Consider the following 26,160-nt stretch of genomic DNA (forward strand, 5'->3'; position numbering starts at 1 on the left):
ATTTTGCGGTATGAAAGCGGTTGCCTGAACCGCATCTGCTTGACACTGAAGAACGGGCCGGGGAGGATCACGGGCGAGAGCCGAGGATCCACCCCGGCCGGATTCTTTCGTGGAGAGGCTATGAGCAGGCTTGAGGGGAAGGTGGCGATTGTCACCGGTGGCGCGCAGGGCATGGGCGCTGCGACGGCGCGGCTGTTCGTGGAGCGCGGCGCCAAGGTGGTGATCGGCGACATCCTGGTCGAAAAGGGCGAGGCGCTGGCGAAGGAGCTTGGCGACGCGGCGGCGTTCGTGAAGATGGACGTCCGCAACGAGGACGACTGGGCCAATGCCGTAAAGACCGCGACGACGCGCTTCGGCAAGCTGACGACGCTGGTGAACAATGCGGCCGTCGTCCACTATACCGCGATCGAGCAGGTTTCGGCCGACGATATCGACAAGGTGCTCGGCATCAACATCAAGGGCGTGATCCTGGGCGTGAAGCATTGCGCGCCGGCGCTCACGGCCAGCGGCAATGGCTGCGTGGTCAACATCTCGTCGGTCGATGGTCTGCGCGGCTGCAACGGCCTGACCGTCTACACCGCGTCGAAATGGGCGGTGCGCGGCCTTTCCAAGAGCCTGGCGTTCGAGCTTGGTCCGCGCGGCGTGCGCGTCAATTCGGTCCATCCGGGCGGCATCAACACCGAAATGGGCAACCCCGGCAACAAGACCGACGGCCGCGAGAATGAAGGCATGGAGCGGATGCCGCTGTTGCGCATCGGCGCGCCGGAAGAGGTGGCGAAGGTGACGGCCTTCGTGGTCAGCGATGAAGCGAGCTATGTCACCGGCGCCGAATATGCCGTCGATGGCGGCTGGTCGTCGGGCTATTTCCAGCCGGTTCTGCCGGGTGCGCCGGAAGGGCTGGGGGCGTGAGCGTGAAGCCGCTTGAAGGCAAGATCGCGATCGTCACCGGTGCGGGGCAGGGCGTGGGGCGCGGCATCGCGCTCGCGCTCGCCCGCCACGGCGCGAAGGTCGCCCTGCTTGGCCGCACGCTCGCCAAGGTTGAAGCGACGGCGGAAGAGTGCGGCAATGGCGCGCGCGGCTTCCATGTCGACATCAAGGATGCCGAAGCGATCAAGGCGGCCACCGCGCAGGTGATCGAGGCCTTTGGCGGCGTCGACATCCTGGTCAACAATGCGCAGGAAGTGCCGCTGGGAACGCTGGACAAGGTGACCGACGAGGCGTTCCTCGCGGGGTTCGAGAGCGGCCCGATCGCGACCATGCGGATGATGAAGGCGTGCCGCGCGTCGATGACGGAACGCGGCGGCGGCGTGATCATCAACCTCACCTCGTCCGCCACGATCCGCTGGGATATGGCCGGTTATGGCCCCTATGCGGCGGTGAAGAAGGCGATCCAGGCGCTGACCCGCGCGGCGGCGGCGGAATGGGGCCCGGAAGGCATCCGCGTGCTCAACATCGCGCCGCATGCCGACAGCCCCGGCCTGAAGAGCTGGATCGAGGCGCGGCCGGCGGAAGCCGAGGCGTTCTTCAAGACCATCCCGCTGCGCCGTATCGGCCGTTGCGAGGAGGATATCGGCGAGGCGGTGGCGGCGCTGTGCGGCCCGAGCTTCAGTTACCTGACCGGCGCGACCATTCCGCTGGACGGCGGCCAGGCCAATTTCGACGGCTGAGGAGCCGAGCGCGATGCATATCGACCGTATTTCCGACATCCTGGAAATTCAGGCGCTGTTGACGGACTATGTGTTCGCGCTCGACACCAAGGATATCGACCGGCTGGACGCGGTGTTCCTGCCCGACGCGCGATGCGATTATCGCGCGACGGGCGGGCGCGCCGGCGGCTGGGCGGAGATCAAGCCCTGGCTGGTTTCCGCGCTTAACGGCTTCGGCACCACCCAGCACCTGATCGGCCTGCCGCAGATCCGTTTCGACCCGCAGGACGGCACCCGCGCCACGGCGATGACGATGCTGTTCAACCCCATGCAGATGCTGCCCGAAAAGGGCGGCCAGATCTTTTTCATCGGCGCGACCTATTCGGACGAGCTGATCCGCACGGCCGATGGCTGGCGGATCGCCCGGCGAACCGAGATCGCGCCCTGGGCCAAGGATGTGCCCGCATCGCTTGCCGGAGACCAGAAATGAGTGCCGACCCCTTTTCGCCCGTCCAGATCGGGCCGATCACGATCAAGAACCGCTTCATCCGTTCGGGCGCGAACGAGACGAAGAACAAGCAGATGAACCCGACCAAGGCGCTGCTGAACTTCCATCAGGCCTATGCCGAAAATGAGCTGGGGCTGACCACGCTCGCTTATATCGCGGTGTCGAAGGACGGGCGCACACTGCCGAGCCAGGGCACGATGTCCGACGAAAGCGTGCCCCATTATCGCGCGATCACCGACGCGATCCACGCGGCGGGCGGCAAGGCATCGGCCCAGATCACCCATGGCGGCAGCTTCTGCCAGATCAAGGACCTGTCGACCCCGCGCGCGATGTCGTCATCGGGCGGGATCGACAAGATGGGCCTGCTGATGGGCCGGCCCTTCCAGCGCGCGATGACGCGTGCCGACATGGACATGGTGCGCGATGAATTCGCCGCCGCGGCGCTGCGCTGCGAACAGGCCGGGTTCGATGCGATCGAACTGCACATGGGCCATGGCTATCTGCTCAACCAGTTCATCTCGCCGCTCAGCAATTTCCGTCGCGACGAATATGGCGGCTCGGCCGAAAATCGCGCGCGCTTCCCGGCGGAGGTGCTCGCGGCGGTGAAGCAGGCGGTGGGCGACCGGCTGGCGGTGATCGCCAAGATCAATCTGGTCGATGGCGTGAAGAAGGGCGCCACGATCGAGGACACGATCGTCACCGCGCGCGCGCTGGAGGCGGCGGGTTGCGACATGCTGGTGCTTTCGGCCGGCCGCAACATCGAATCCACCTGGAAGATGTTCGGCAGCGCGCTGCCTTATGACGAGATGGCGACGCTGCAGCGGACCTGGGCCGGTAAGCTGCAATTCGCCATCCTGAAGATGAGCGTGCCCAAGATCCCGCCCTTCCGCCAAAATTACCTGATGGAAGACGCGCTGACGCTGAAGGCGGCGCTCGGCCCGAACCGCAAGGTCAAGCTGTGCTATCTGGGCGGCGTGCAATCGCTGACGGCGGCCAAGGCGGCGCTGGGCGAGGGCTTCGATGCCGTCGCCATCGCGCGCGCGCTGATCCACGATCCGACGCTGGTTTCGCAGTGGAAGGCCGGCACCGCGGACAAATCGGGCTGCACCGCGTGCAACCGCTGCGTTGTCGTGATGTACGGCCCGTCCGGCACTTATTGCCCCGAAGTGGGCAATGCGATCGATCCCAAGCTGAACCAGATATATGCAGGAGAGCGCGACCATGCTGCTTAAGAACAAGGTTGTCATCGTCAGTGGCGTGGGCGCCGGGATGGGCCAGGCGTTGGCCCGCATCGCGGCGGCCGAAGGTGCGCGCGTGGCGCTGGGCGCACGCAGCAAGGGGCTGATCGAGGAGGTTGCGGCCGACATCAAGGCCAATGGCGGCGAGGCGATCGCCGTGCCCACCGACATTTCCGACGCCAAGGCCTGCCAGGCCATGGCGGCGGCGACGCTGGAGGCGTTCGGCACGATCGATGGCCTCGTCAACACTGCCTACATCCACGGCGCCTGGCTGCCGGTGGATGAAGCCGATCCCGAGGATTATGCGCAGGTATTCGACGTGAACTGCCTGGGCGCGATGCGGATGACGCAGGCGGTGTTGCCGACCTTCAAGGCGAAGAAGGACGGCGCGGTCGTCAACGTATCGACCATGTCCACCGTCAATCCCTTCACCGGCGAGGGCGGCTATGCCACCGGCAAGGGCGGCCTGAACGTGTTGTCGCGCCACATGGCCAATGATTTCGGCAAATATGGCGTGCGGGTGAACCACACGCGGATGGGCTGGATCGGCGGGCAGCCGGTTTATGATTATATCGACCGCGCGGTGGCCGGCGGCGCCGATCGCGACGCGCTGGTCGCCGAGATCACCGCCCGCATCCCGCTGGGCATCATTCCGCCGGAAGGTGACTGCGCCAAGGCGGTGCTGTTCTTCCTTTCGGATTATGCCCGCGTCGTCACCGGTGCGGTGCTCGACGTCAATGGCGGCCAGTATATGGCCCCATAAGCGCAACACGGCCTCATCAGGGTCTAGCCGCCATCGCTGCCCGGGTGCAGCGTGGCGGCATTGTTGTGCATGCTGGAGTGATTGTGATGAGCGACGACAAGGTCATGTCGGGCGAGGCCTGGCGGGACTTTTGCCGCAGGCTGGAAAAAGCGGGTGACGTGGTGCTGGGTGCGGACGCGGCGAACACGCCGCTCGATCGTGCCGAGGGCTATCGTTACCTGACGCGCCTGCTGCGCATCGCGCTGGAAATGAACCTGGAATTCGCCGATCCCGATTTTCCGGGCTTTTACCAGGCGAGCCACCAGACCGCGAAGATCGGTGCCGATAACCCCGACAATCATTATCTGAACGCGACGATCACGTCGGACCGCAGCTACCGCATCAGCGGCAAGCGCGGCACGGTGCCGATCCTGACCTTCGGATCGAAGGCCAATCGCTATGCGACCGACGGAACGATGGCATCGACCGGCGAACTCGACGTCGAGGACATGCATATCGAGGCCGATGGCAGCTTCGAGCTGATCGTCTCGCGCGAGCGGCCGGGCAATGGCAACTGGCTGCCGATCGCCGAGGATTCGAGCATGGTGCTCGTCCGCCAGACCTTTGGCGATCGCGCCAAGGAAGAGGCGGTCGATATCCGTATCGAGACGCTGGACGGCCCGCCGACGCCCGAACCGCTGACGCCTGAGCGGCTGGAAACCGCGCTCGGCCGCGTCGCCGGCTTTGTCGAGGGCACGGCGAAGACCTTCGCCGACTGGACCGAGCGGTTCCGCAAGGACCATATGAACAAGCTCGATACCGTCGACCAGAGCCTGTTCATCAGGGGCGGCGGCGACCCGATGATCCATTATCTGCACGGCGCCTGGGAACTGGCGCCGGACGAGGCGCTGGTGATCGAGACGAGCGTGCCGGAATGCCGGGTATGGAACTTCCAGCTCGACAATTACTGGATGGAATCGCTCGATTATCGTTTCCACCAGATTCACTATAACGACACGACCGCCAAGCCGAACCCGGACGGCACGGTGACGCTGGTCATCGCCGCGCGCGACCCCGGTTTCGGCAATTGGGTCGACACCGCCGGCCACGCCCATGGCACGATGCTGTGGCGCTGGACCGACGCCAAGGACAAGCCCGTTCCCACCACGAAGGTTATCAAGCTGTCATGAGTGATCTCGAAGCCCGTATCGCCCGTCTCGAAGCCGAAAGCGACATCCGCAAGTTGAAGGCGCGCTATCTGAACGCCTGCGACGCCAAGGATGTGGAACAGATCCGTGGCTGCTTCACCAAGGATGCGGTGATCGACTTTCCGCCGCTGGGCGAGTTCGATGTCGACGGGCTGATCGGTATCTTCACCCAGATGGCGGTGAACACGCCGATCACCGACGTGCATCACGGCCATAATGGCGAGATCGACATCGACGGCGATACCGCCAAGGCGCGGTGGAACCTGGGTTACGTCAACTATGACCCGCGCGAAGGCAGCTTCCGCCTGCTCGCCAATTTCTACGCCGACGAATATGTGAAGACGGCCGACGGCTGGCGCATCAGCTATTCCAAGGCGATCCAGCGCGCGGTGGTGACGGGCAAGCTGGCCGAGGACGTGAAGGCCGAGTGGGTGCCGCTGCCGGGGGCGTAAGCCGCTGCGGAACTCCGATCGAGATTGAATTTGGCCGGGGAAGCGCATGTGCTTCCCCGGCTTTTTCATATGTCGAGCGGCAAGTGCTGATGTGTCGGCCACCGCGCTGCCGCCGAAGGCGTTCGATCAGAAAACCGGTTCTTCGTCCGGACCAGGGGTGCGGCCGCCGTGGATGCCGCATTCCACCTTGTCCCAGCCGCGCCAGCGGCCCGCGCGGGGGTCTTCGCCGGGTTTGACGACGCTGGTGCAGGGCGCGCAGCCGATCGACAGATAGCCCTGCGCCTCGAGCGGGTGGCGGGGCAGATCATGTTCGTGGAAATAGGCTTCCAGCTTTTCCTTCGGCCAGTCCGCGAGCGGATTGATCTTTAGCCGGCCTTCGTCGATCTCGAAACGCGGCAGCGCGTCGCGGGTGCCCGACTGGAAACCCTTGCGCCCCGAAATCCACGCCTGAAAGGGCTGGAGCGCGCGGCGCAGCGGTTCGACCTTGCGGATCTCGCAGCAGCCATCGGGATCGTAGGACCAGCGTAGCCCGGTCTTGTCCTTGTCCGCCAGGATGCGCGGATCTGGCCGAAAGACGCGGAGATCGACGAAGCCAAGCCGTTCGGAAAGCTCATCCCGATAGGCAAGAGTTTCACCAAACATCTTCTGCGTATTGACGAAAATAACCGGCGTTTCGGTATCGACCTGCGCCACGAGATGCAGCAGCACGGCGGATTCGGCGCCGAAGGACGAAACGATCGCCGTGCGACCGGCGAGTTCGCCGCGGAGCAGTTCGCGCAGCATCGTCGCCGTATCGACGCCTTCGAAGCGCGCGTTGAGGCGCGCCGCATCCTCGGCCGAAAAGGGCGGGGACGTGTCGATCATGTCGATGCTGCGCGCCGGCTCAGCCATGGCGGAGCGCCCACACGGGCGAGCGCCCGTCGGCGGCCTTCTGGTAGACATCGTCATAACGGCCGAGCGCGCGTTCCAGCGCGGCCGGATCGATCGCGGCTTCGGGCACGAAACTGTCGAACCCGCAACGCCGCATCAGCGGAATCTGATCGACGAGAACGTCGCCGGCCGCGCGCAATTCGCCTTCATAACCGGCCTCGCGCAGAATGCGCGCGGCGGAATAGCCACGACCGTCGCGAAACTTGGGGAAGGCGATCTCGATCAGCGCGAGCTGGCCGAGCTGGGGGAGGAGCTTGCGCGCGTCCTCATCCGATTCCAGCCGCACGGCGGTGGCGTTGGTCTGGCCGAGAAAGGCATCGAGCGTCACCGCCGGCTCTTCATGCGGCACGTCATCGCGGAAGCGAAGGAACTCAACCATAGATCGCCTCCTTGAAGGGGTCCATTCCGACGCGGCGGTAGGTATCGAGGAAGCGTTCGCCCTCGGTTCGCAGCTCGCGATATTTTTCCACCGTGCGTTCGATGGCGTCGACGACGCCGTCTTCGTCGAAGCCGGGGCCGGTGATGCGGCCGAGGCTGGCATCTTCCGCGCCCGAGCCGCCGAGCAGAAGCTGGTAGTTTTCCGTGCCCTTACGATCGACGCCGAGAATGCCGATATGGCCGGCATGGTGGTGGCCGCAGGCGTTGATGCAGCCCGAAATCTTGAGCTTCAGCTCGCCCAGATCGCGCTGGCGATCGAGCCCGGCGAAGCGATCGGCGATCTTCTGCGCGACCGGGATCGAACGGGCATTGGCAAGACTGCAATAATCAAGCCCCGGGCAGGCGATGATATCGCTGATCAGATCGAGATTGGGCGTGGCGAGGCCATTGGCTTCAAGCTGCTGCCAGATCGTGTAGAGATCGGCCTTCTTCACATGCGGCAGGACGATGTTCTGCGCATGGGTGACGCGCAGTTCATCGAAGCTGTAGCGTTCGGCGAGATCGGCCATCAGGTCGATCTGCGCGGACGAGGCATCGCCCGGAATGCCGCTGACGGGCTTCAGGCTGATATTGACGATCGCATAGCCCGGCTGCTTGTGCGCCTTGACGTTCTGATCGAGCCAGAGCGCGAAATCGGGATCCGTGCGATCGAGATCGTCTGACAGGCCGCCTTCGAACGCGGGCGGCGCGAAATGGGCGGCAATGCGTTCGAATTCGCCTGCCGGCGGATCGAGGCCGAGCGTCTTCACATGCGCCCATTCTTCCTCGACCTGGCGGGCATATTCTTCCGCGCCAATCTCATGCACGAGGATCTTGATACGCGCCTTGTAGATATTGTCGCGGCGGCCATAGCGATTATAGACGCGCAGGCACGCTTCCATATAGCTGACGAAATCCGCCGTCGGCAGGAATTCGCGGATCACGGGCGCCACCATCGGGGTGCGGCCCATGCCGCCGCCGACGAACACGCGGAAGCCCAGTTCCCCCGCGTCGTTGCGATGGATCTGGAGGCCGATATCGTGCAGCTTCACCGCCGCGCGATCCTCCTCCGCCGCGATCACCGCGATCTTGAACTTGCGCGGCAAGTAGCTGAATTCCGGGTGGAACGTCGACCACTGGCGGAGCAGTTCGGCCCACGGGCGCGGATCGGTCACTTCGTCGGCGGCGGCGCCGGCGAACTGATCGGACGAGATGTTGCGGATGCAATTGCCGCTCGTCTGGATGGCATGCATTTCGACCGAGGCGAGATCGGCAAGGATATCAGCCGCATCCTCCAGCTTGATCCAGTTGTACTGGAGGTTCTGGCGGGTGGTGAAGTGCCCGTAATCCTTGTCATACTTGCGCGCGATGTGGGCGAGCATCCGCATCTGGCGGCTGTCGAGCGTGCCATAGGGGATCGCCACGCGCAGCATATAGGCATGGAGCTGGAGATAGAGGCCGTTCATCAGCCGCAGCGGCTTGAACTGGTCCTCGCTGATCTCGCCCGCCAGGCGGCGCTGAACCTGATCGCGAAACTCCTCGACGCGGGCGTCGACGATCGCCTGATCATATTGGTCGTATTTATACATCAGATCACCCAGCTTCCCGCCGCGGGATCGGCGGGCTTGATGTTGAGATCGAGCCGCACGGTCGGGCCGGCGGCACGGATGCGATCCTTGATATGGCCGGGGCGGGGCCCCTGCGGCGTCTGTTCCGCATCGATCACATAAGGCGCGTTGACGCGGCGGGCGGCCTCCTCGGCGGCGGCGATCGCCTCGCCATGATTGTCGACGTCGACGGCATCGGCGACGTGGCGCGACCAATCGCTGCCCGTCCACCAGACGACATCGCCGGTGCCCAGATCATTGCCCGTCAGAATCTTCAAGAGAGCGCCTCCGCCTGCTTCGCCAATGCCTGGAGCCGATTTTCGGCGTCCGAGAGCAATACCACTTCGCCCACGACGATGATCGCCGGGCTGACCACCTCTTCACGCTCCACCATGCCGCCCAGATCGGCGAGCAGGGTGCGCAGCGCGCGCGACCCTTCGAGCGTGCCGCGTTCGAGCACCGCCACCGGCATGTCGGGCGCGACGCCGTCGGCCATCAGCTTGTCCGCGATCAGCGTGGCGCAGGCGACGCCCATATAGATGACGAGCGTGCGGCCATGGCCGGCCAGCCCCGCCCAATTCTGTTCGGTAAGGCCCTTGCACTGGCCCGCCACGAAGCTGACCGCGCTCGACCAGTCGCGATGGGTGAGGGGGAGCATGGCATCGGCGGCGCAGCCCAGCGCGGCGGAGACGCCGGGAACGACCTCCACCTTCAGGCCGGCGGCGCGCACGGCTTCCACCTCTTCGCCGCCACGGCCGAAGACGAACGGGTCGCCGCCCTTCAGCCGCACGACGATCGCGCCCGTCTTGACGTGCGCGATGATCAGCGCGTTGATCGCTTCCTGCGGCAGCGTATGGCGCGCGCGGCTCTTGGCGACCGAGATGCGCTGCGCGGCGGGCGGCGCGAAATCGAGCACGCGCGGATCGATCAGCCCGTCATGGACGACGACATCGGCCTGGCGGAGCGCCTCCACCGCGCGCAGCGTCAACAGGCCGGGATCACCCGGCCCGGCACCGACGAGGATGACGCGCCCGCGCGCGTGCGGATCGAGAAGCGAGGACATGGCCGGCAGATGGCCCCGAATGCCGCACCGCGCAATCCAAGCTTGCTTTGGGGCGGGTTAGGAAAGCTTGTGGGGTGGCTGGGAGGCAGATGGGAAGACGAAGCGATTGTGGCCGACGAAGCTGGCCAATGGGACGAGGAAAGTGGTGGTCAGCACGGCCACGATAGGCGGCAGCGCGAGGTGCACGGTCAGCGCCCAGGGCGCCGCGATCGACACCACTATGCCGAACAGGTTGACGATGACGAAGCGGGGAAAGGCTTCGCGATGCGGGCGGCTGGAGCCGAAGGTGAGGCGGCGATGGCCCGTATAGGAAATCGCCATGCCCACCGCATAAGCCGCGAAGGAGGCGGGCACAGGGTGTAGCCCCAATTTTCCGAAGGCCAGTGCGAGGCCGGTATAAGCGAGTGTCGAAATGGCCCCGACGAGGCTGAAGGCGCCGATCTTGCGGGCAAGCATGATCAGGCGGTTTCGACGCGACGTAGCCGCGGGGCCGATGCGGCGGCTGCGGCCTGGCCACCGGTATCGCGCGCCACGATGTAGAGCGGACGCTGCTTCACCTCGCGATGCGTGCGGCCGACATAGACGCCGACAATCCCCGTCATGAGGAGGTTGATGCCCGACAGGAAGGAAACAAGCACGGCGAGCGAGGCCCAGCCGCTGACCAGCCCGGCGCCGAAGATCGCCATCGCCACGACATAGGCACCATAAAGCAAGGAGCCCAGCGAGATGATCGCGCCGGTCCACAGCGCCAGCCGCAGCGGAACATCGGAGAAGCCGACCACGCCATCAAGGGCCAGCCGGACCATCTTGCCCAGCGAATATTTGGTGACGCCGGCGGCGCGTTCGTCGCGATCGAATTCGACGACGGCCTGGCGATAGCCCATCCAGCCGAACATGCCGCGGACGAAGCGATCCTGTTCGGGCATGGCGCGGAAGGTTTCGATCGCACGGCGATCGACGAGGCGGAAATCGCCCACATCGGCGGGGATGTCGACCTTGGTGAGCGCACGCAGGCCGCGATAGAAGAGGCTCGCGGTCCATAGCTTGAAGCGGGTTTCACCGGCGCGGCTGCGACGGCGGGCATGAACGATCTCATACCCCTCGCGCCAGCGGGCGATCAGTTCGAGCACGGTTTCGGGCGGATCCTGCAGATCGGCGTCCATGACGATGACGGCATCGCCAGCGGCCAGTTCCATGCCGGCGGTGATCGCGGCCTGATGGCCGAAATTGCGGGACAGGCCGACATAGCGATAGCGCGGATCGGCGGCGGCGCGCTTCACGATCATGGCGGCGGAGGCATCGCGGCTGCCATCATCGACCATCAGGATTTCGACCCGGCCGCGGATCACCGCCATCAGTGCGTCAAGCCGGATGAACAGGGCGGGAAGAACCGCCTCCTCGTTGAAGACCGGGATGACCAGGCTGATGTCCGGGTGTGTTGCGTCGCCCATCTGCGTCATGGCGTTGCTTCCCCTGCCTGCCGTGCTGCCGTCTGCGGCGACGATGCGGCGGAATGGTTAAGCATTGGTAAGCGCCTGATCCGGTAGAGCACGGCATTGTCCCTGCTCCATACGATCGAAAGACCCGGATCGCGCGGCCATTGCTTGCGCGGAAGGTCGATGAGCCAAAGATAGTCGAAGGCGGGGCGTGGCAGGTTCTTTAGTGCGTAGTCGAGAGAATGGCTGTCCCGCTGGCGACATGCTTCATGCTGGAGCATTTGCGAGGGATCGAGCGTAAAAGCGGGAGCCTGTGGATAACGGACGCCGAGCAGGCGGCCGCCGGGCATCGGCCACTGTCCATTGGCAAAGGCTTCGCGGCGGACCACGGCAAGCTGGCCAAAATGATCCAGCCGGGCGGCGTTCCACGTGCCCATGCAGGGCACATTCGCCATCACGAAAGTGCTGCTGCCCTTCGGTAAATGATCGAGTGCAGCGGATTGGGCCTGATAGCCGCGATCGAGTGTCCAGTAGGTCCAGGTCTGAACCCCCAGCCGCAATGCGCAGAAGGCGATGCCGGCGACGGCGATGATCCGCGGCCATTTGGGATCGGAAGTGGTGGGCGTGAGCGCCAGGATGGTGATGCCGAGGGCATAAGCGGCAAGCCGCATATCGGCGTAAGCCGCACCCATCAGGACGCCGGGCAAAGCGAGAAATGCCGCGAACAGGACCAGACCGGCAAATCCCAGCCGGGCGTCGAAACGCAGGCCCATTTTTCGAATGCCGTGCCAGACGAGTATGTAAAGGGCGGTCGCGCTCAGGATGTCGAAAATCTGGGACGTGTTCCGCAGCACGCTTAGTAGATGATAGACTTTTGCGTCCCAACGCCAATTGCCTGCGCCGCCGCCGCCATTCGTCCGGTTGGTCCACCAATCGGCCATCAGGAGCACGGGGGGCGCGAGGGGGAGGCAGGCGAGAGCGGCTGCCCAGCCCGCCTTTAGCCAGGTTGCGCCGTTCTGGCGGGCGGCCATGGCTTCGATCGCGAAGATGGCGAGGCCCAGCATGCCCCAGCCGACACTGTGGGCCAGGAAGATGACGAAGCCGAAGGGCAGGAACAGCGCGGCGCGCAGCCGGAGGCGGCCGAGCCGGCCGAGGCGGAGCCAGAGGCCGATGCCGAGGAACATCAGCGCGACCGACAGCGTGAAGTTCACGAAGCCGAACTGGAACGGATAGGCGAACGCCAGCGGCAGGGCGAACAGCGCGGTCGGCGGCACGCGGCCGTGGACCTCGCGCGCGACCCACAACATGCCGGCGACGGTGAGCGGCGGGATCGCCATCACGATCAGCTTGACCGCCGGTTCGAGGCCGATCGCGCGGGCGAGCGGCATGACCAGCAGATCGACGCCCAGATTGCCGAACAGCGCCCAGTGAAACTCGAAATAGCGCGAAAGATAAGGCGACTGGCCGATATCGAGCGCGACCTTGTAGCGGGCCATATGGCCGGGAAGATCGGTGAGCGGCGGGATCGTGGGCCAGACGAGCGGCAGCGCGGCGGCGAGGACCAGCAGCAGCATGGCCGTGCGGCCCGACCACCATTCGCGAGGGTGCGATTCTTCCATGTCGCCAGCGGTAAGGCGGCATGGTTAATGAAGGATTAGAGCGGGTTCGGGGCGAGTGGAACAATCCACCGCCCCGGCCCTTGCGCCGGACGTGCCGTCAGCCTTCGCGCAGGCCCACGCCGATCGATGCGCGCGGCTGATCGGCTTCCGATGACGTGACGGGATAAGCGCAATAATCGGCGGCATAATAAGCGCTGGGGCGATGGTTACCCGACAGGCCGACGCCGCCGAACGGGGCGTTGGACGGTGCGCCGTTGGTCGGCCGGTTCCAGTTGATCACGCCGGCACGGACATTGCCCCAGAAGCGATCATAAAGCGCCGGATCGCCCGCGACGAGCGAGGCGGAGAGGCCGAAGCGGGTGTTGTTCGCTTCGGCGATCGCGGCATCGAAATCGGCGACGCGGAAGATCTGGAGCACGGGGCCGAAAATCTCCTCGTCCGGCAGGCCGGCAATGCCGGTCATGTCGATCAGCGCGGGCGTCAGGAAGGGGCGGTCGGCCTGCGGGCGGGCCATCTGTTTGATCGCGCGGCCACCCTTGAGGATCAGGTTGAGGAAGGATTCCTGCACCTGATCGGCGGTGGCGTTGTCGATCACCGATCCCATGAAGGGCTGGGGATTGGCGTGGGGTTGATCGATGATGATGCGATCGATCAGCCGGCCGATTTCCTCCACCAGCGGTTCGTGCGCGCCATCCTTGACGATCAGCCGCCGGGCGGCGGTGCAGCGCTGGCCGGCGGACATGAAGGCGGACTGGACGGCGATCACCGCCGCCGAGGCGATATCCGGCGTATCCCACACGACCAGCGGGTTGTTGCCGCCCAGTTCGAGCGCGAGGATGTTCTGCGGGGTTTCGGCGAACTGGCGGTGGAGCGCCTGGCCGGCCCGCGCCGAGCCGGTGAACAGCAGGCCATCGATGCCGGGTTCGCCGGCGAGGGCGCGGCCTTCATCCGGCCCGCCGACGAGCAGACGGATCACGCCCTGCGGGATACCGGCGGCGTGAAAGCAATCGACGAGGAAAGCGCCGGTGGCCGGCGTTTTTTCCGACGGCTTGAACACCACCGCATTGCCGGCAAGCAGGGCGGGCACGATGTGGCCATTGGGCAGATGGGCCGGGAAATTGAACGGGCCGAGCACGGCGAGCACGCCATGCGGCTTGTGGCGGATCGCGCTCTTGGCGCCGAGTGCGCCTTCGAAACGGCGCTGGGCGGTGCGTTCCGAATAGGCCGAGATCGAGATATCGACCTTGTTGATGACGCTTTCGACCTCGGTGCGGGCTTCCCAAAGCGGCTTGCCGGTTTCGCGGGCAATGAGATCGGCGAACGCATCGAGCTTGCTGCGCACGACATTGGCGAAGCGGCGCAGCGTTTCCGTGCGCACCGCAAGCGGCTGGGCCGCCCAGGCCGGCCAGGCGGCGCGGGCGAGGGCGACTTCGTGCGCCGCATTGCCGACGGCGCCGCGCCACAATTCGATGCCGGTGGCGGGTTCGGTGGAGATGATCTCGTTGGCGGACATGTAAGCGGCGATCCCGGTGCTGAACGGTGCGGATCGAATGTCCGCATCGGATATGGCGGCCACAATGGCGACGCGCACGCGGTTTCGCAACCGCGCGGCGGTGCTGTGTCACCCGCGCATGGCATCGCCCATGCGGCGGATGGCGGCGATCTTGGCGTGGAAGGGCGTCCAGTCGTCCGCCTGGTCGATGCGCGACCAGATCGCTTCCAGTTCGTCGATATGCATCGAGCAGGGCGCGGCATCCGACCAATAGGGATGATCGGTCGTCGCCACCTTGGGGAAGGCACCGAGCATCATGCCGAAGGCGGCGAAGCTGTCGTGACGGTAAAATTCGTCGGCGGGCGACGGACCGCGCCGCTTGCCGCCACGCCAGTCGAAGAAGAAGCGGTCGATGGTGACGCCGGTTTCGGTGAGGCCCCGCTCCATGGCTTCGAGCAATGCGTAATCGGACTCTTCGTCCAGCGGCGCGATGCCGAGGCGGGCGAAGGTCGCGTCGCGGAAAGCGGCTTCGTAGAGGGCCGGGAAGGTTTCGAGCGGCGGGGTGAGGGCCTCCGCCTCGGCGATTTGCCGCATCGCGACGGCAAGCTGCACGACATCCCAATGGATCGCCTGCGCCTGCCGGCCAAAGGCATAGAGGCCGTTTTCATCGAAATAGGCGGCGGTGAAGCCCGGTTCCCATCGGGGGGTGAAGCGCCACGGGCCGTAATCGAAGCTTTCGGCGGTGATCGCGATATTGTCGCTGTTGAGCACGCCGTGGACGAAGCCGGCGGCCATGTAGGAAGCGGCCAGTTTCGCCGTGCGCTCGACAGCGAGGGTGAGCAGGCGGATTTCGGGCTGGTCGCCGGGTTCCTCGCCATAAAGTTCGCGCAGCGAATAATCGATCAGGCGGCGGAGCGCATCGGTCTCGCGGAAATAAGCGAGCCGCTGGAAGGTGCCGATGCGGATATGGCCGTGGCCGAGGCGTACGAGCACGGCCGAGCGCGTCGGCGATGGCTCATCATGGCGTTGCAATTGCTCGCCGGTTTCGATCAGTGAAAAGCTTTTGGATGTGTTGACGCCCAATGCTTCGAGCATTTCGGTCGCCAGCACTTCGCGCACGCCGCCCTTCAGCGTCAGCCGGCCATCGCCGAAGCGGCTATAGGGCGTCTGGCCGGAGCCCTTGGTGCCGAGATCGAGCAGGCGGCCCGACGCATCGCGCATCTGGGCGAACAGGAAGCCACGGCCATCGCCGATATCGGGGTTGTAAACGCGAAACTGATGGCCGTGATAACGCAGCGCCAGCGGCGTCGCGAGATTATCGGGCAGCGGCTGGAAGCGGCCGAAATGGGCCAGCCACGCGGCATCGTCGAGATCGCCAAGGCCGATCGCGGCGGCCCAGCGATCGTTGCGGAAGCGCAGGCGGGTTTCGGGGAAATCCGCCGCGCCCACGGGATCGTAGAAATCCGGGCCGAGCTTCAGGATGGCGGGATCGGGGCGATAGGGCGCGGGTTGCGGCAAAGCGGTCATACGGCGATATGGGGGCGAGACCCTTGGAGGCGCAAGCATGGCGGAATGGAGCGAAGGCTATTGGTGGTCCAAGGATGGGCTGCGGCTCCATTATCGCGATTATGCCGGGGGCCATGACGGGCGGCCGCCGATCCTGTGCATCCCCGGCCTGACCCGCAATGCGCGCGATTTTGCGCCGGTGGCTGATCGGCTGGCGGGCGAATGGCGGCTGATCTGCGTCGATCTGCGCGGCCGCGGCGACAGTGCCTATGCCAAGGATCCGATGACCTATGTGCCGCTGACCTATTTGCAGGATATCGAGGCGCTGTTCGAGGAGTTGAAGCTCGATCGCTTCATCGCGTTCGGCACGTCGCTTGGCGGGCTCCTGACCATGTTGATGACCGCGACCGGGCGCCAGCGGATCGCGGGCGCGCTGCTCAACGATGTCGGCCCCGTGCTGGAGCCGGGCGGGATCGCGCGCATCCGCACTTATGTGGGCAAGCAGGCAAGCTGGCCGACCTGGCTGCATGCGGCGCGCGGCATCCAGCAGGGCAATTTCGCCGTCTATCCCGATTATGACATCGAACAATGGCTGGCCATGGCCAAGCGGCTGTGCCGGCTGACCCCGGCGGGCCGGATCACCTATGATTACGACATGAAGATCGCCGAGCCGTTCAAGCTGCCCGGGGGCGAAACCGGCATCGACATGTGGCCGGCGTTCGAGGGGTTGAGCGGGCGCCCCGTGACCCTGCTGCGCGGCCAGCATTCCGACGTGCTGAGCGCGGCCACTGCGCTGGAGATGGCGCGACGGGTGGATGGCCTCGATCTCGTCACGGTGCCCGGCATCGGCCATGCGCCGGTGCTGAACGAGCCTGAGAGCATCGCGGCCATTGATCGGCTGTTGGGCGAGGTGCTTGCAAAGGCCTGATTGGCGCTTTCCGCCAAGAATTGGTGAAAATCGCTCCGCCGACATGCGCTCATGCGGGTGCTTGGGCCAGCAAATGCGCGGCCGATGCGAATTGGCACGGGGCCTGCAATGCGGAAACCATCATCGCGGATCGTTCCGCGCGCAGATGGAGTTCCGGTCATGCATGCTTCCCCGTCCGTTCCCGCCCGCAAAGAAAGTCTGTTCGGCGTGTGTGCCGCGCTGGGTGAGGATTTCGGGTTCAACCCGCTCTATCTGCGGATCGGGCTGGGCGTGCTGATGCTGTGGAACCCGGTGGCGGTGGTCGCCGGCTATTTCGCGGTCGGCGTCGTCGCGCTGCTGACCCGCATCATCTTCCCCAACCCCAAGCTCGCGGCTGTTCCGGAGGCGGCTGCCGTTGCGCCGCCGATCCTGATCGCGCCGTCCGAAGAATCCATCGAGATGCCGCTGGCCGCGTGACGGGGCAGGAGCGCCCCGCGCGGTGGTGCGTTGGATATGGCGTAATGCGGGGGCGACGGAGACATGCCATGCCCCGAGGCGACAAGGACAAATATACCGACAAGCAGAAGCGCAAGGCCGCGCATATCGAGGAAGGCTATGAAGCGCGCGGCGTGCCGGAAGACGAGGCCGCGCGCCGCGCCTGGGCGACGGTGAACAAGGAATCGGGCGGCGGCAATAAATCCGGTTCGGGGCGCGGCAAGCCCGATACTCATGTTTCCGCGCGCAGGGGCGGCGAGATCGGGGGACGGGCTTCGGCCAATCGCTCCGCCGCCGCGCGTTCGGCATCAGCCAGGAAAGGCTGGGAAACGCGCAGGCGCAAAGCGGGCTGATGCCACTGCGTCAGCGGTTTTAGCGAGGCCCGGATCGATCAACCGTAAAGTCGATCGCCGGTCGGATCTATCCGGGCCTTGTGCGTTCGGTGGCTGGTATCAGCCTACCCGGTTGGCGACGAGATCGTCGACGACCGACGGATCCGCCAGCGTGGACGTGTCGCCCAGCGAGGTGACATCGCCTTCGGCGATCTTGCGCAGGATGCGGCGCATGATCTTGCCCGAGCGCGTTTTGGGCAGGCCCGGCGCGAACTGGATGGCATCGGGCGTCGCGATCGGCCCGATTTCGGCGCGCACCCACTGCTTCAGTTCGTTGCGGAGCTCGTCGCTCGCCTCGCAATTCGCGTTGAGCGTGACATAGGCATAGATGCCCTGGCCCTTGATATCGTGGGGGAAGCCCACGACAGCGGCCTCGGCGACCTTGCCGTGCAGCACGAGCGCGCTTTCCACCTCGGCGGTGCCCATCCGGTGGCCGGAGACGTTGATGACGTCATCAACGCGGCCGGTGATCCAGTAATAGCCGTCCTCATCGCGGCGGCAGCCGTCTCCGGTGAAATATTTGCCCGGATAGGTGGTGAAATAGGTCTGGAAGAAGCGCTGGTGATCGCCCCACACCGTCCGCATCTGGCCGGGCCATGAGCGGGCGATGACGAGATTGCCTTCGGTCGCGCCGTCGAGCACCTTGCCGTCCGCATCGACGAGCTGGGGTTCGATGCCGAAGAAGGGCTTGGTGGCCGATCCCGGCTTGAGATCGATGGCGCCGGGCAGCGGGGCGATCATCGCCGCGCCGGTTTCCGTCTGCCACCACGTATCGACGATGGGGCAGCGGCCTTCACCCACCACTTCATGATACCAGCGCCACGCTTCCGGGTTGATCGGTTCGCCGACCGTGCCGAGAAGTTTCAGCGACTTGCGGCTGGTTTTGGTGACGAAATCATCGCCTTCCTTCATCAGCGCGCGGAGCGCCGTGGGGGCGGTGTAGAGGATTTCGACCTGGTGGCGATCGGCGACTTCCCAGATGCGCGAGGCGTTGGGCCAGTTGGGCACGCCTTCGTACATCAGCGTCGTGGCGCCGTTGGCGAGCGGGCCATAGACGATATAGCTGTGGCCGGTGACCCAGCCGATATCGGCCGCGCACCAGTAGATCTGGCCCGGGCGATAATCGAAGATCATCTCGTGCGTGAGGCTGGCCCAGAGCAGATAGCCGCCCGACGTGTGGAGCACGCCCTTGGGCTTGCCGGTCGATCCGCTGGTGTAGAGGATGAACAGCGGGTCTTCCGCGCCCATCGCTTCGGCCGGGCATTCATCGGCGACCATCGCCGCCATGTCGTGATACCAGACGTCGCGTCCGGGCTCCATGTCGATGCTGCCGCCGGTGGCCTGCACGACGACGACCTTTTCGAGCGACGGGCAGAGTGGCGCCGCCTTGTCGACATTGGCCTTCAACGGCACCTTCTTGCCGCCGCGACGGCCTTCATCGGCGGTGACGACGATCGTCGAATCGCAATCCTGGATGCGGCCGGCCAGCGCATCGGGCGAAAAGCCGCCGAACACGACCGAGTGAACCGCGCCGATGCGCGCGCAGGCGAGCAGCGCGAACGCGGCCTCCGGGATCATCGGCATGTAGATGGTGATGCGATCGCCCTTCTTGGCGCCCGCCGCCTTCAACACATTGGCGAAACGGCACACTTCCTTGTGCAGTTCGGCATAGGTGTAGCGGCGCGGTTCTTCCGACGGCTCATCCGGTTCCCAGATGATCGCTGTCTGATCGCCACGCGTGGCGAGATGGCGATCGGTGCAGTTGGCCGCGACGTTGAGCTTGCCGTCGGCGAACCAGGAGATGTGGAAATCCTTTTCGTCGAAGGACCAGTCGCCCGCGATTTCGGGGCGCTTGATCCAATCGAGTCGCTTGGCCTGTTCAAGCCAGAAGCTGCCCGGATCGGCCAGCGAACGGCCGTGAAGCTGGGCATAACGCTGCGCATCGACCTTGGCCTTTGCCTTCCATTCCGCAGGGACGGGATAGATCGCCGGATCGGTCACTCGGGCATTCTCCTGATATATGTTCGGGCCGCTACTTAAGGGTTGGGCGGCGTGGGTTGAAGCCAAATCATCAGCCGTCCGCATCGTCCGTTTGGGCGGCATAGTGCCGCGCGATCCACGCGCAGGCCATCAACTGGAACTGGTGGAAGAGCAGGATCGGCATGAGAATGAGGCCGACATCGGCCGGCGCGAACAGCACGCGCGCCATCGGCACGCCCTGCACAATCGATTTCTTGGTGCCGCAGAACATGATCGCGATTTCGTCCGCCCGCGAAAAACCGAGGAGGCGGGCGGCGCCGCGCGTGAAAAGCAGGGCGATGGCGAGCACGACGAGGCAGAGAATGACGAGCGTGCCGAGCACGGGCAGCGGGAGCTGGCGCCAAATCCCTTCGATCACGGCGGCGGAAAAGGCGCTGTAGACCGCGAGCAGAATGGCGCTGCGATCGCTGAGGCCGATCAGCTGGCGGTGGCGCTTCACCCATTCGCCGATCCACGGCCGGGCGAGGTGCCCGGCGACGAAGGGGACGAAGAGGATGAGCAGGATGCGGCCGATGCCCGCCGTATCGACATCGCCGCCATGGGCATCGGCGAGCAGGCCGACGAGCGGCGGCGTGAGGAAGATGCCGAGCAGTTGCGAGGCCGACGAAGCGGCGATGGCGGCGGCGACATTGCCACGGGCCAGCGAGGTGAAGGCGATCGCGGACTGCACCGTCCCCGGCAGCGCGGCCATGAACAGCATGCCCGTCCATAATTGCGTGGGCAGCAGGCCCGGCGCGAGCCAGCGGATCGCCAGGATGAGCAGCGGGAACATCAGGAAGGTGGAGCCGAGGATGACGGCGTGAAGCCGCCAATGGCCGAGCGCTTCGATGATCGCTTCGCGCGGGAGCTTCGCGCCGTGGAAGAAAAAGAGCATGACGATGGCGGCGGTGGCCAGGGCATCGACGATGCCGGCAAAGGCGCCTTGCGCGGGCATCAGGCTGGCGAGCGCCACCGTGGCCAGCAGGGTGAAGATGAAGGTGTCTGGAATCAGCCGGCGCCACATGGGCAAGGGCTTAGGCCAGTCGCTCGATGAAAGCCAAGTCGCTGAAATGGCGTCCGGTGAGCGGGCAGGCGCCGCCGCCGCCGATCATGGCTGCGACGGCCCCTTGAGCGGCACCGGCTTCAGCGCGTCGGCCAGCGAGGCCTGGCCGCTGCCGCGCCGGGCGGGCTGGGGCTGATCGGGGCCGGGCGACCACGCGGTGAGGTGGACGATTTCCACGGTTTCGGTGACGCGGCCATCGGCATCGGCCAGCGCTGCGAAGGCATCGAACAGATGCGGCAGATGCGCGCGGGTGAGCGGCGCGGCGGCGCGCTGGCGCAGGATGTTGGTGGCGCCCATGCCGCGCAGATCCGAAATCAGACGCAGGGGATCGCCATAGCGGATCTGCGCGTGATCGATATCGGCGACAGGCAGGGCAAAGCCCGCGCGGGCAAGGAGATCGCCGGCGGCGCGAACGTCGATCTGCGGGTGGATGCGGGCGGCGACGCCACGGCCGGCGGCTTCGTCCGCCGCCATCAGCACGCTGCGCAGGCGCGGCAGCGAGCCCGCGCCGAAGAAAGCGCCGAGGAACAACCCGTCGGGCCGCAGCGCGAGGCGGATGAGCGCGAGCGCGCCGGGCAGATCGTTCACGGTATCGAGCGCGCCGGCCGAGACGATGAGATCGAAGCTGCCATCGGCGAAGGGCAACCGATCCTCGTCGCACTGGATGCCGCCCGCCGCGCGGGCGAAGGCGAAGCCCGCATCGGCCGCGACGACGGGGATGCCGCGCTGCCGGAGGGCCGCCGCCAGCGCGCCATCGGCGGTGCCGAGATCGAGCGCGCGGGTGAACTGGCGCTTCACCGAATCGAGCCGGTCGACAATATCTTCCACCATGCGATCGCGCAGGAAGGCGTGATCGGCAAAGGCGCGCGCGGCGCGATCCCGCCGCAGGCGACGAACGCGGCGATCGAAGATTTCGGCGAGATCGGGTGGCTGCTGCATCGCCGGGCTTGTGCGCCCGCGCGGCGGCTGGAACAAGGGGCGACATGAGGGGGATCGTCGCATCGGCGAAAGCGGCGGCGTCGCGCGTCGTTGCGCTGGCGCTGCCGCCGCGTTGCCCGGGGTGCGGCGCGGTAACGCCCGACGATCATCGTTTCTGCCTGATCTGCTGGCAAAGCCTGGATTTTCTGGGCGATGACGGTTGCGCGCGGTGCGGCATTCCGCTTGCGATGGCGCCGGCGGGCACGATCTGCGGTGGATGTCTTGCCGATCCACCGGCGCTGGACGGCGCGCGCGCCGTGGTGGGTTATGGCCCGATTGCGCGCCATGTGGTGATGCGGCTCAAATATGGTGGCCGCCCGGGCCATGCCGAAACCATCGGACGATTGATGGGCCGGCTGGTGCGCGAGGAGGACGCGGTGCTGATCCCCGTGCCGCTGCATCGCTGGCGGATCTGGCGACGCGGTTACAACCAGTCCGCGCTGATCGCGCGCGTTCTGGCGCGGCAATCGGGGCTGCCGGTGGAGGTGGATCTGGTGAGGCGTACGCGCGCAACCCCGGTGTTGCGCGGGCTCGGCCGGCAGGCGCGGGGCCGGGCCGTGCGCGGCGCTTTCGCTGTCGATCCGGCCATGCGCGAACGGGTGAAGGGGCGATCGGTGCTACTGGTCGACGATGTTCACACCACCGGGGCGACGGCCAATGCCTGCGCGCGGGCGTTGAAGCGGGCAGGCGCCGCCGAAGTGCGCCTGATCAGCTGGGCGCGCGTGTCGCTGGAAGGGGATGGCGACGGCGCCGATGTTGACAATTGAGGGGGCGGACCACAGGTTTTCGGTCAAATCCAAAACAGGAAGTAGCAGGCGCTGATGCCCAAGATCGAAATTTATACCAAGTTTCTCTGCCCTTATTGCGTGCGCGCCAAGAAGCTGCTGGGCGACAAGGGCGTGACGTTCGAGGAATATGACATCACCATGGGCGGGCCAAAGCGCGCCGAAATGCTGGAACGCGCGAACGGCGGCACCACGGTCCCCCAGATTTTCATCAACGGCCAGCATGTCGGCGGATCGGATGATCTGCATGCGCTGGATCGCGCCGGCAAGCTGGACGCGTTGCTGGCGGCGTGACGATGCGCGCCGCCCTGTTCCAGAGCTGCACGGGCATCGACCCGCAGGCGAACGCGGCCGCGCTGGTGGCGGCGATCGAGCAGGCCAGGGCCGGCGGCGCGGACATGATCTTCACGCCCGAAATGAGCGGCCTTCTGGACCGCGACCGGGCGCGCGCAGCCGACCATCTGGCCGACGAGGCGCATGATCCGGTGCTGGCCAGCGTGCGCGAGGCGGCGGTGAAGGCCGGCATCTGGGTGCATCTGGGGTCGCTGGCGCTGGCTGGCGAGCGGCGCGACGGCCGGCTCGTCAATCGCGCCTTCCTGATCGACGCTGCCGGTGCGATTCGCGCGCGTTACGACAAGATGCACTTGTTCGACGTCGATCTGCCCACCGGCGAAAGCTGGCGCGAATCGGCGGCCTATGCGCCGGGCAATCAGGCGGTGGTGGTCGATACGCCCTGGGGGCGAATGGGCCTGGCCATCTGTTACGATCTGCGCTTCCCCGATCTGTTCCGCACGCTGAGCGATGCTGGCGCGACCATATTGTCGGTGCCTGCGGCCTTTACCGTGCCGACCGGGCGGGCACACTGGCATGTACTTTTGCGTGCCCGCGCGATCGAGGCGGGGGCCTTCGTGATCGCCGCCGCGCAGGCCGGCGCGCATGAGGACGGGCGCGCCACTTATGGCCATTCGCTGGCGATCGACCCCTGGGGCGATGTGCTGCTGGACATGCAGGGCGAAAATGGCGTCGGTTTCGCCGATCTCGACCTGAAGCGGCTTGCCGATGTGCGGGCGCGCATCCCGGTTTTGAGCCATCGCCGGCCGATTCCCGCCGTCACCATCGCCTGATTGCACCGAAGTCGTGGCATGATCTGCGCTTTGCGTAAAATCAGCCCGCTTTTCTCTCGCGTCCTGCCGGCCTAAGAGCTCTGCAGCATATCGACAGGAGAGATTATGGCCGAAGGAAAACCCACGCTCGCGGTGCTGGGCGGAACGGGCAAGGAAGGCAGCGGCCTGGCCGCGCGCTGGGCAGCGGCCGGCTATGAGGTCGTGATCGGCGGGCGCGAAGCCGCCAAGGCCGAAGCGGTGGCGGCGGAGCTTGCGGCGGAAATCCCCGGCGCGAACATCCGCGGTGCCGACAATGCGGCGGCGGCGGCGGCCGGCGAGATCGTGGTGCTGACCGTGCCTTTCGCCGCGCAACAGGCGACCGCGCTGGGCGTGAAGGCCGCGCTGGAAGGCAAGATCCTGATCGACGTGACCGTGCCGCTGGTGCCGCCCAAGGTGAACCGCGTGCAACTGCCTGAGGGCGGATCGGCCGTGTTGGCGCTGCAGGCGGCGCTGGGCGATGGCGTGCGGGTGGTTTCTGCCTTCCAGAACATCTCCGCCCACCATCTGCGCGATCTGGACCATGATCTGGATTGCGACGTGCTGGTCGCCGGTGACGACATTGCAGCGCGCGAGGACGTGATCAAGCTCGCCGAGGCCGCCAAGCTGCGCGGCTTCCATGCCGGCCCGCTGTGCAATTCGGTCGTCGCCGAGGCGCTGACGTCGGTGCTGATTTCGATCAACCAGCGCTACAAGGTGCCGTCGGCCGGCATCCGCATCACCGGCCTCGCCGATTGATGGCGACGCCGGCGCGCGAACTGCTGATCCGGGCGGTGCCGGGCGTGCCGATGGTGGCGGCTGGCGACGAGCTGGCCGCGATCGTCGCCGATGCGCTCGACGCGGCCGATATGCGGCTTGCGCCCGGCGACGTGCTGGTCATCGCGCAGAAAGTGGTGTCCAAGGCCGAGGGGCGGCTGGTTCGCCTGGCCGAGGTGACGCCATCGGCCGAGGCCGAAAAGCTCGCGGTCGAGGTCGACAAGGATCCCCGGCTGGTCGAGCTGATCCTGCGCGAAACCGATGAAGTGTCGCGCACGCGGCCCGGTGCGCTGATCGTGCGCGACAAGCGCGGGCTGATGCTGGCCAATGCCGGGATCGACCAGTCGAACGTCGATCATGCCGGGGGCGAGGTGGCGTTGCTGCTGCCGATCGATCCCGATGCCAGCGCGCGGGCGATTGCCGAGGGCGTGGCGGCGCACACCGGCATCGCGCCGGCGGTGGTGATCGTCGACAGCCTGGGTCGGGCGTGGCGCATGGGCACGGTGGGCACCGCGATCGGCGTGCATGGCCTGCCGGGCCTGCTCGATCTGCGCGGGCAGGCGGACCTGCATGGCCGCGCGCTCCAGACATCCGAACTTGGCTTTGCCGACGAGGTGGCGGCGGCCGGATCGCTGCTGATGGGGCAGGCGGCGGAAGGCTGCCCCGTCGTGCTGATCCGGGGGATGGCGCCGATGGCCGAACGGGGCACGGCGCGCGATCTGGTGCGGCCCGCGCATATGGATCTGTTCCGATGATCCTGGCGCTGGCAGGCGGCGTCGGCGGCGCGAAGCTCGCGGCCGGGCTGTCGGCGGTGCTGCCGCCCGAGCAACTGGCGATCGTCGTCAATACGGGCGACGATTTCGAGCATCTCGGCCTCAGAATTTCGCCCGACATCGATACCGTTACCTACACGCTGGCGGGCATCGCCAATCGCGAACTGGGCTGGGGCATTGCCGGCGAAAGCTGGGCGTTCATGGATCAGCTGGCGAAACTGGGCGGGGAAAGCTGGTTCCGGCTGGGCGATCGCGATCTTGCGACCCATGTCGAACGGACGAGGCGGCTGGCGGCGGGCGAGAGCCTGACCACGATCACCGCCGCCTTGGCCGGGGCGCATGGCATCGCCCACCGCATCGTCCCGATGGCGGATGATCCGGCGCCGACGATCGTCCACAGCGATGAAGGCGCGCTGGCCTTTCAGGATTATTTCGTGCGCCGGCAATGCGCGCCGAAGCTGACCGGGCTGGCGCTTGCCCCGCATGTCCGGCCGAGCACGGCCTTTGCCGCCCTCATCGACGATCCCGCGCTCGAGGGCGTAATCGTCTGCCCGTCCAACCCCTATCTCAGCATCGATCCGATCCTGGCGCTGGATGGCGTGCGCGAGCGGCTGAAGGCGCGCGGCGTTCCGATCATTGCCGTATCGCCGATCATCGCGGGCAAGGCGGTGAAGGGGCCGGCGGCGAAGATCATGGCCGAACTGGGCGTGCCGGTATCGTCGGCAGGCATTGCCGATCATTATCGCGGCTGGATCGACGGGCTGGTGATCGACGAGAGCGATCGCGCCGCCGTGGACGAGATCCGCGACATGCGCCTGTTGGTGACGCCCACGCTGATGCGCGACGATGCTGATCGCCACGCGCTGGCCGAAGCGGTCATAGGCTGGGTGCAGCAGTGGCATTTGGCTGGCGCAAACCCCATTTCCGCGCCAAAGGCCTGAAGATGACGTGGAACAGCGATATTCCGG

The 26,160-nt window shown here is 66.1% G+C and carries 29 protein-coding genes; 16 read left to right on the forward strand and 13 right to left on the reverse strand.

Translation table 11 applies throughout. From position 1 onward, the window contains the following. Positions 1-120 precede the first annotated feature (120 nt). The 7 genes from CHB74_RS04670 (at position 121) to CHB74_RS04700 (ending at position 5,794) form a co-directional block, all read left to right on the forward strand. Entirely contained in the window at positions 121-909 is a 789-nt protein-coding gene (locus tag CHB74_RS04670; protein WP_089218445.1) for an SDR family NAD(P)-dependent oxidoreductase, read from the forward strand. A gap of 2 nt (positions 910-911) precedes the next feature. Continuing rightward, positions 912-1,667 carry an SDR family NAD(P)-dependent oxidoreductase gene (locus CHB74_RS04675; protein WP_089218446.1) on the forward strand — a complete coding sequence of 252 codons (756 nt, stop codon included), beginning with the start codon at positions 912-914 and terminating at the stop codon, positions 1,665-1,667. Between the two features lie 13 nt (positions 1,668-1,680). Next, positions 1,681-2,136 (forward strand): nuclear transport factor 2 family protein, encoded by a 456-nt coding sequence (locus tag CHB74_RS04680; protein ID WP_089218447.1) that lies wholly within the window; start codon positions 1,681-1,683, stop codon positions 2,134-2,136. Then, positions 2,133-3,386 (forward strand): NADH:flavin oxidoreductase, encoded by a 1,254-nt coding sequence (locus CHB74_RS04685; RefSeq protein WP_089218448.1) that lies wholly within the window; start codon positions 2,133-2,135, stop codon positions 3,384-3,386. Before CHB74_RS04680 ends, CHB74_RS04685 begins: the two co-directional genes overlap by 4 nt. Continuing rightward, a complete protein-coding gene (locus CHB74_RS04690) occupies positions 3,376-4,155 on the forward strand; it encodes an SDR family oxidoreductase (RefSeq protein ID WP_089218534.1) in 780 nt (259 codons plus the stop codon). The genes CHB74_RS04685 and CHB74_RS04690 overlap by 11 nt, the downstream gene beginning before the upstream one ends. 86 nt (positions 4,156-4,241) lie before the next feature. Further along, entirely contained in the window at positions 4,242-5,324 is a 1,083-nt protein-coding gene (locus CHB74_RS04695; RefSeq protein ID WP_089218449.1) for a DUF1214 domain-containing protein, read from the forward strand. Then, positions 5,321-5,794, forward strand: coding sequence for a nuclear transport factor 2 family protein (locus CHB74_RS04700; protein WP_089218450.1), 474 nt, complete (start codon positions 5,321-5,323; stop codon positions 5,792-5,794). Before CHB74_RS04695 ends, CHB74_RS04700 begins: the two co-directional genes overlap by 4 nt. A 126-nt stretch (positions 5,795-5,920) precedes the next feature. Here the strand turns inward: CHB74_RS04700 and CHB74_RS04705 are convergent, their stop codons facing one another. The 10 genes from CHB74_RS04705 to CHB74_RS04750 form a co-directional block, all read right to left on the reverse strand. Beyond that, positions 5,921-6,685: a phosphoadenylyl-sulfate reductase gene (locus CHB74_RS04705; RefSeq protein WP_089218451.1), complete on the reverse strand. Its 765-nt coding sequence runs from the start codon at positions 6,683-6,685 to the stop codon at positions 5,921-5,923. Further along, entirely contained in the window at positions 6,678-7,103 is a 426-nt protein-coding gene (locus CHB74_RS04710) for a DUF934 domain-containing protein (protein ID WP_089218452.1), read from the reverse strand. The genes CHB74_RS04705 and CHB74_RS04710 overlap by 8 nt, the downstream gene beginning before the upstream one ends. Continuing rightward, positions 7,096-8,730, reverse strand: a complete 1,635-nt coding sequence (locus tag CHB74_RS04715) for a nitrite/sulfite reductase (protein ID WP_089218453.1) — start codon at positions 8,728-8,730, stop codon at positions 7,096-7,098. The genes CHB74_RS04710 and CHB74_RS04715 overlap by 8 nt, the downstream gene beginning before the upstream one ends. Beyond that, complete coding sequence (locus CHB74_RS04720) at positions 8,730-9,026, reverse strand: DUF2849 domain-containing protein (RefSeq protein WP_089218454.1); 297 nt, start codon at positions 9,024-9,026, stop codon at positions 8,730-8,732. The genes CHB74_RS04715 and CHB74_RS04720 overlap by 1 nt, the downstream gene beginning before the upstream one ends. Continuing rightward, positions 9,023-9,811 (reverse strand): uroporphyrinogen-III C-methyltransferase, encoded by a 789-nt coding sequence (gene cobA, locus CHB74_RS04725; RefSeq protein ID WP_089218455.1) that lies wholly within the window; start codon positions 9,809-9,811, stop codon positions 9,023-9,025. Before cobA ends, CHB74_RS04720 begins: the two co-directional genes overlap by 4 nt. Before the next feature lie 57 nt (positions 9,812-9,868). Further along, a complete protein-coding gene (locus CHB74_RS04730) occupies positions 9,869-10,267 on the reverse strand; it encodes a GtrA family protein (protein ID WP_089218456.1) in 399 nt (132 codons plus the stop codon). 2 nt (positions 10,268-10,269) lie between these two features. Then, on the reverse strand, positions 10,270-11,271 hold the full coding sequence (locus CHB74_RS04735; protein WP_218821385.1) for a glycosyltransferase family 2 protein: 1,002 nt from the start codon (positions 11,269-11,271) through the stop codon (positions 10,270-10,272). Further along, a complete protein-coding gene (locus CHB74_RS04740) occupies positions 11,268-12,821 on the reverse strand; it encodes a hypothetical protein (protein ID WP_218821386.1) in 1,554 nt (517 codons plus the stop codon). Before CHB74_RS04740 ends, CHB74_RS04735 begins: the two co-directional genes overlap by 4 nt. A 142-nt stretch (positions 12,822-12,963) precedes the next feature. Continuing rightward, on the reverse strand, positions 12,964-14,379 hold the full coding sequence (astD, locus tag CHB74_RS04745) for a succinylglutamate-semialdehyde dehydrogenase (RefSeq protein ID WP_089218535.1): 1,416 nt from the start codon (positions 14,377-14,379) through the stop codon (positions 12,964-12,966). Positions 14,380-14,487: 108 nt separating this feature from the next. After that, positions 14,488-15,885, reverse strand: a complete 1,398-nt coding sequence (locus CHB74_RS04750) for a protein adenylyltransferase SelO family protein (RefSeq protein WP_089218458.1) — start codon at positions 15,883-15,885, stop codon at positions 14,488-14,490. 37 nt (positions 15,886-15,922) lie between these two features. On the opposite strand from CHB74_RS04750, the gene CHB74_RS04755 reads away from it, so the two are divergent. From CHB74_RS04755 to CHB74_RS04765, 3 genes are all read left to right on the forward strand, one after another. Then, a complete protein-coding gene (locus CHB74_RS04755; protein WP_089218459.1) occupies positions 15,923-16,792 on the forward strand; it encodes an alpha/beta fold hydrolase in 870 nt (289 codons plus the stop codon). Between the two features lie 159 nt (positions 16,793-16,951). Beyond that, positions 16,952-17,248 carry a PspC domain-containing protein gene (locus CHB74_RS04760; RefSeq protein WP_089218460.1) on the forward strand — a complete coding sequence of 99 codons (297 nt, stop codon included), beginning with the start codon at positions 16,952-16,954 and terminating at the stop codon, positions 17,246-17,248. Between the two features lie 68 nt (positions 17,249-17,316). Continuing rightward, complete coding sequence (locus CHB74_RS04765) at positions 17,317-17,619, forward strand: plasmid stabilization protein (RefSeq protein WP_089218461.1); 303 nt, start codon at positions 17,317-17,319, stop codon at positions 17,617-17,619. Between the two features lie 99 nt (positions 17,620-17,718). Here CHB74_RS04765 and acs read toward each other — a convergent pair whose 3' ends face one another. The 3 genes from acs to CHB74_RS04780 form a co-directional block, all read right to left on the reverse strand. After that, positions 17,719-19,659 carry an acetate--CoA ligase gene (gene acs, locus CHB74_RS04770; protein ID WP_089218462.1) on the reverse strand — a complete coding sequence of 647 codons (1,941 nt, stop codon included), beginning with the start codon at positions 19,657-19,659 and terminating at the stop codon, positions 17,719-17,721. A 70-nt stretch (positions 19,660-19,729) separates the two neighbouring features. Beyond that, the gene (locus tag CHB74_RS04775) at positions 19,730-20,701 is read right to left on the reverse strand and encodes a bile acid:sodium symporter family protein (protein WP_089218463.1); all 972 of its coding nucleotides are present in this window, start codon (positions 20,699-20,701) and stop codon (positions 19,730-19,732) included. An 84-nt stretch (positions 20,702-20,785) separates the two neighbouring features. Next, on the reverse strand, positions 20,786-21,679 hold the full coding sequence (locus tag CHB74_RS04780; RefSeq protein ID WP_089218536.1) for a methyltransferase domain-containing protein: 894 nt from the start codon (positions 21,677-21,679) through the stop codon (positions 20,786-20,788). Between the two features lie 44 nt (positions 21,680-21,723). Here CHB74_RS04780 and CHB74_RS04785 point away from each other — a divergent pair, with 44 nt between their 5' ends. The 6 genes from CHB74_RS04785 to cofD all read left to right on the forward strand — a co-directional run bounded on the left by CHB74_RS04785 (position 21,724) and on the right by cofD (position 26,133). Next, positions 21,724-22,485 carry a ComF family protein gene (locus CHB74_RS04785; RefSeq protein ID WP_089218464.1) on the forward strand — a complete coding sequence of 254 codons (762 nt, stop codon included), beginning with the start codon at positions 21,724-21,726 and terminating at the stop codon, positions 22,483-22,485. 54 nt (positions 22,486-22,539) lie between these two features. Beyond that, positions 22,540-22,797: a glutaredoxin 3 gene (gene grxC, locus CHB74_RS04790; protein WP_089218465.1), complete on the forward strand. Its 258-nt coding sequence runs from the start codon at positions 22,540-22,542 to the stop codon at positions 22,795-22,797. A gap of 2 nt (positions 22,798-22,799) precedes the next feature. Further along, entirely contained in the window at positions 22,800-23,627 is an 828-nt protein-coding gene (locus CHB74_RS04795; protein WP_089218466.1) for a carbon-nitrogen hydrolase family protein, read from the forward strand. A 105-nt stretch (positions 23,628-23,732) separates the two neighbouring features. Continuing rightward, complete coding sequence (gene npdG / locus CHB74_RS04800; RefSeq protein WP_089218467.1) at positions 23,733-24,401, forward strand: NADPH-dependent F420 reductase; 669 nt, start codon at positions 23,733-23,735, stop codon at positions 24,399-24,401. After that, positions 24,401-25,174: a coenzyme F420-0:L-glutamate ligase gene (gene cofE / locus CHB74_RS04805; RefSeq protein WP_089218468.1), complete on the forward strand. Its 774-nt coding sequence runs from the start codon at positions 24,401-24,403 to the stop codon at positions 25,172-25,174. Before npdG ends, cofE begins: the two co-directional genes overlap by 1 nt. Beyond that, on the forward strand, positions 25,171-26,133 hold the full coding sequence (cofD, locus tag CHB74_RS04810) for a 2-phospho-L-lactate transferase (RefSeq protein WP_089218469.1): 963 nt from the start codon (positions 25,171-25,173) through the stop codon (positions 26,131-26,133). The genes cofE and cofD overlap by 4 nt, the downstream gene beginning before the upstream one ends. Positions 26,134-26,160 lie beyond the last annotated feature (27 nt).

Source organism: Edaphosphingomonas laterariae, from assembly GCF_900188165.1.
In the GTDB taxonomy this organism is placed as follows: Bacteria; Pseudomonadota; Alphaproteobacteria; order Sphingomonadales; family Sphingomonadaceae; genus Sphingomonas_E; species Sphingomonas_E laterariae.

Bases quoted from the DNA above. Each gene is read 5' to 3' on its own strand.
- CHB74_RS04670 (WP_089218445.1), top strand. From the start codon at position 121: ATGAGCAGGCTTGAGGGGAAGGTGGCGATTGTCACCGGTGGCGCGCAG.
- CHB74_RS04680 (WP_089218447.1), top strand. From the start codon at position 1,681: ATGCATATCGACCGTATTTCCGACATCCTGGAAATTCAGGCGCTGTTG.
- CHB74_RS04685 (WP_089218448.1), top strand. From the start codon at position 2,133: ATGAGTGCCGACCCCTTTTCGCCCGTCCAGATCGGGCCGATCACGATC.
- CHB74_RS04690 (WP_089218534.1), top strand. From the start codon at position 3,376: ATGCTGCTTAAGAACAAGGTTGTCATCGTCAGTGGCGTGGGCGCCGGG.
- CHB74_RS04695 (WP_089218449.1), top strand. From the start codon at position 4,242: ATGAGCGACGACAAGGTCATGTCGGGCGAGGCCTGGCGGGACTTTTGC.
- CHB74_RS04700 (WP_089218450.1), top strand. From the start codon at position 5,321: ATGAGTGATCTCGAAGCCCGTATCGCCCGTCTCGAAGCCGAAAGCGAC.
- CHB74_RS04705 (WP_089218451.1), bottom strand. From the start codon at position 6,685: ATGGCTGAGCCGGCGCGCAGCATCGACATGATCGACACGTCCCCGCCC.
- CHB74_RS04710 (WP_089218452.1), bottom strand. From the start codon at position 7,103: ATGGTTGAGTTCCTTCGCTTCCGCGATGACGTGCCGCATGAAGAGCCG.
- CHB74_RS04715 (WP_089218453.1), bottom strand. From the start codon at position 8,730: ATGTATAAATACGACCAATATGATCAGGCGATCGTCGACGCCCGCGTC.
- cobA (WP_089218455.1), bottom strand. From the start codon at position 9,811: ATGTCCTCGCTTCTCGATCCGCACGCGCGCGGGCGCGTCATCCTCGTC.
- CHB74_RS04730 (WP_089218456.1), bottom strand. From the start codon at position 10,267: ATGCTTGCCCGCAAGATCGGCGCCTTCAGCCTCGTCGGGGCCATTTCG.
- CHB74_RS04735 (WP_218821385.1), bottom strand. From the start codon at position 11,271: ATGACGCAGATGGGCGACGCAACACACCCGGACATCAGCCTGGTCATC.
- CHB74_RS04740 (WP_218821386.1), bottom strand. From the start codon at position 12,821: ATGCTGCTGCTGGTCCTCGCCGCCGCGCTGCCGCTCGTCTGGCCCACG.
- astD (WP_089218535.1), bottom strand. From the start codon at position 14,379: ATGTCCGCCAACGAGATCATCTCCACCGAACCCGCCACCGGCATCGAA.
- CHB74_RS04750 (WP_089218458.1), bottom strand. From the start codon at position 15,885: ATGACCGCTTTGCCGCAACCCGCGCCCTATCGCCCCGATCCCGCCATC.
- CHB74_RS04755 (WP_089218459.1), top strand. From the start codon at position 15,923: ATGGCGGAATGGAGCGAAGGCTATTGGTGGTCCAAGGATGGGCTGCGG.
- CHB74_RS04760 (WP_089218460.1), top strand. From the start codon at position 16,952: ATGCATGCTTCCCCGTCCGTTCCCGCCCGCAAAGAAAGTCTGTTCGGC.
- CHB74_RS04765 (WP_089218461.1), top strand. From the start codon at position 17,317: ATGCCCCGAGGCGACAAGGACAAATATACCGACAAGCAGAAGCGCAAG.
- CHB74_RS04775 (WP_089218463.1), bottom strand. From the start codon at position 20,701: ATGTGGCGCCGGCTGATTCCAGACACCTTCATCTTCACCCTGCTGGCC.
- CHB74_RS04780 (WP_089218536.1), bottom strand. From the start codon at position 21,679: ATGCAGCAGCCACCCGATCTCGCCGAAATCTTCGATCGCCGCGTTCGT.
- CHB74_RS04785 (WP_089218464.1), top strand. From the start codon at position 21,724: ATGAGGGGGATCGTCGCATCGGCGAAAGCGGCGGCGTCGCGCGTCGTT.
- grxC (WP_089218465.1), top strand. From the start codon at position 22,540: ATGCCCAAGATCGAAATTTATACCAAGTTTCTCTGCCCTTATTGCGTG.
- CHB74_RS04795 (WP_089218466.1), top strand. From the start codon at position 22,800: ATGCGCGCCGCCCTGTTCCAGAGCTGCACGGGCATCGACCCGCAGGCG.
- npdG (WP_089218467.1), top strand. From the start codon at position 23,733: ATGGCCGAAGGAAAACCCACGCTCGCGGTGCTGGGCGGAACGGGCAAG.
- cofE (WP_089218468.1), top strand. From the start codon at position 24,401: ATGGCGACGCCGGCGCGCGAACTGCTGATCCGGGCGGTGCCGGGCGTG.
- cofD (WP_089218469.1), top strand. From the start codon at position 25,171: ATGATCCTGGCGCTGGCAGGCGGCGTCGGCGGCGCGAAGCTCGCGGCC.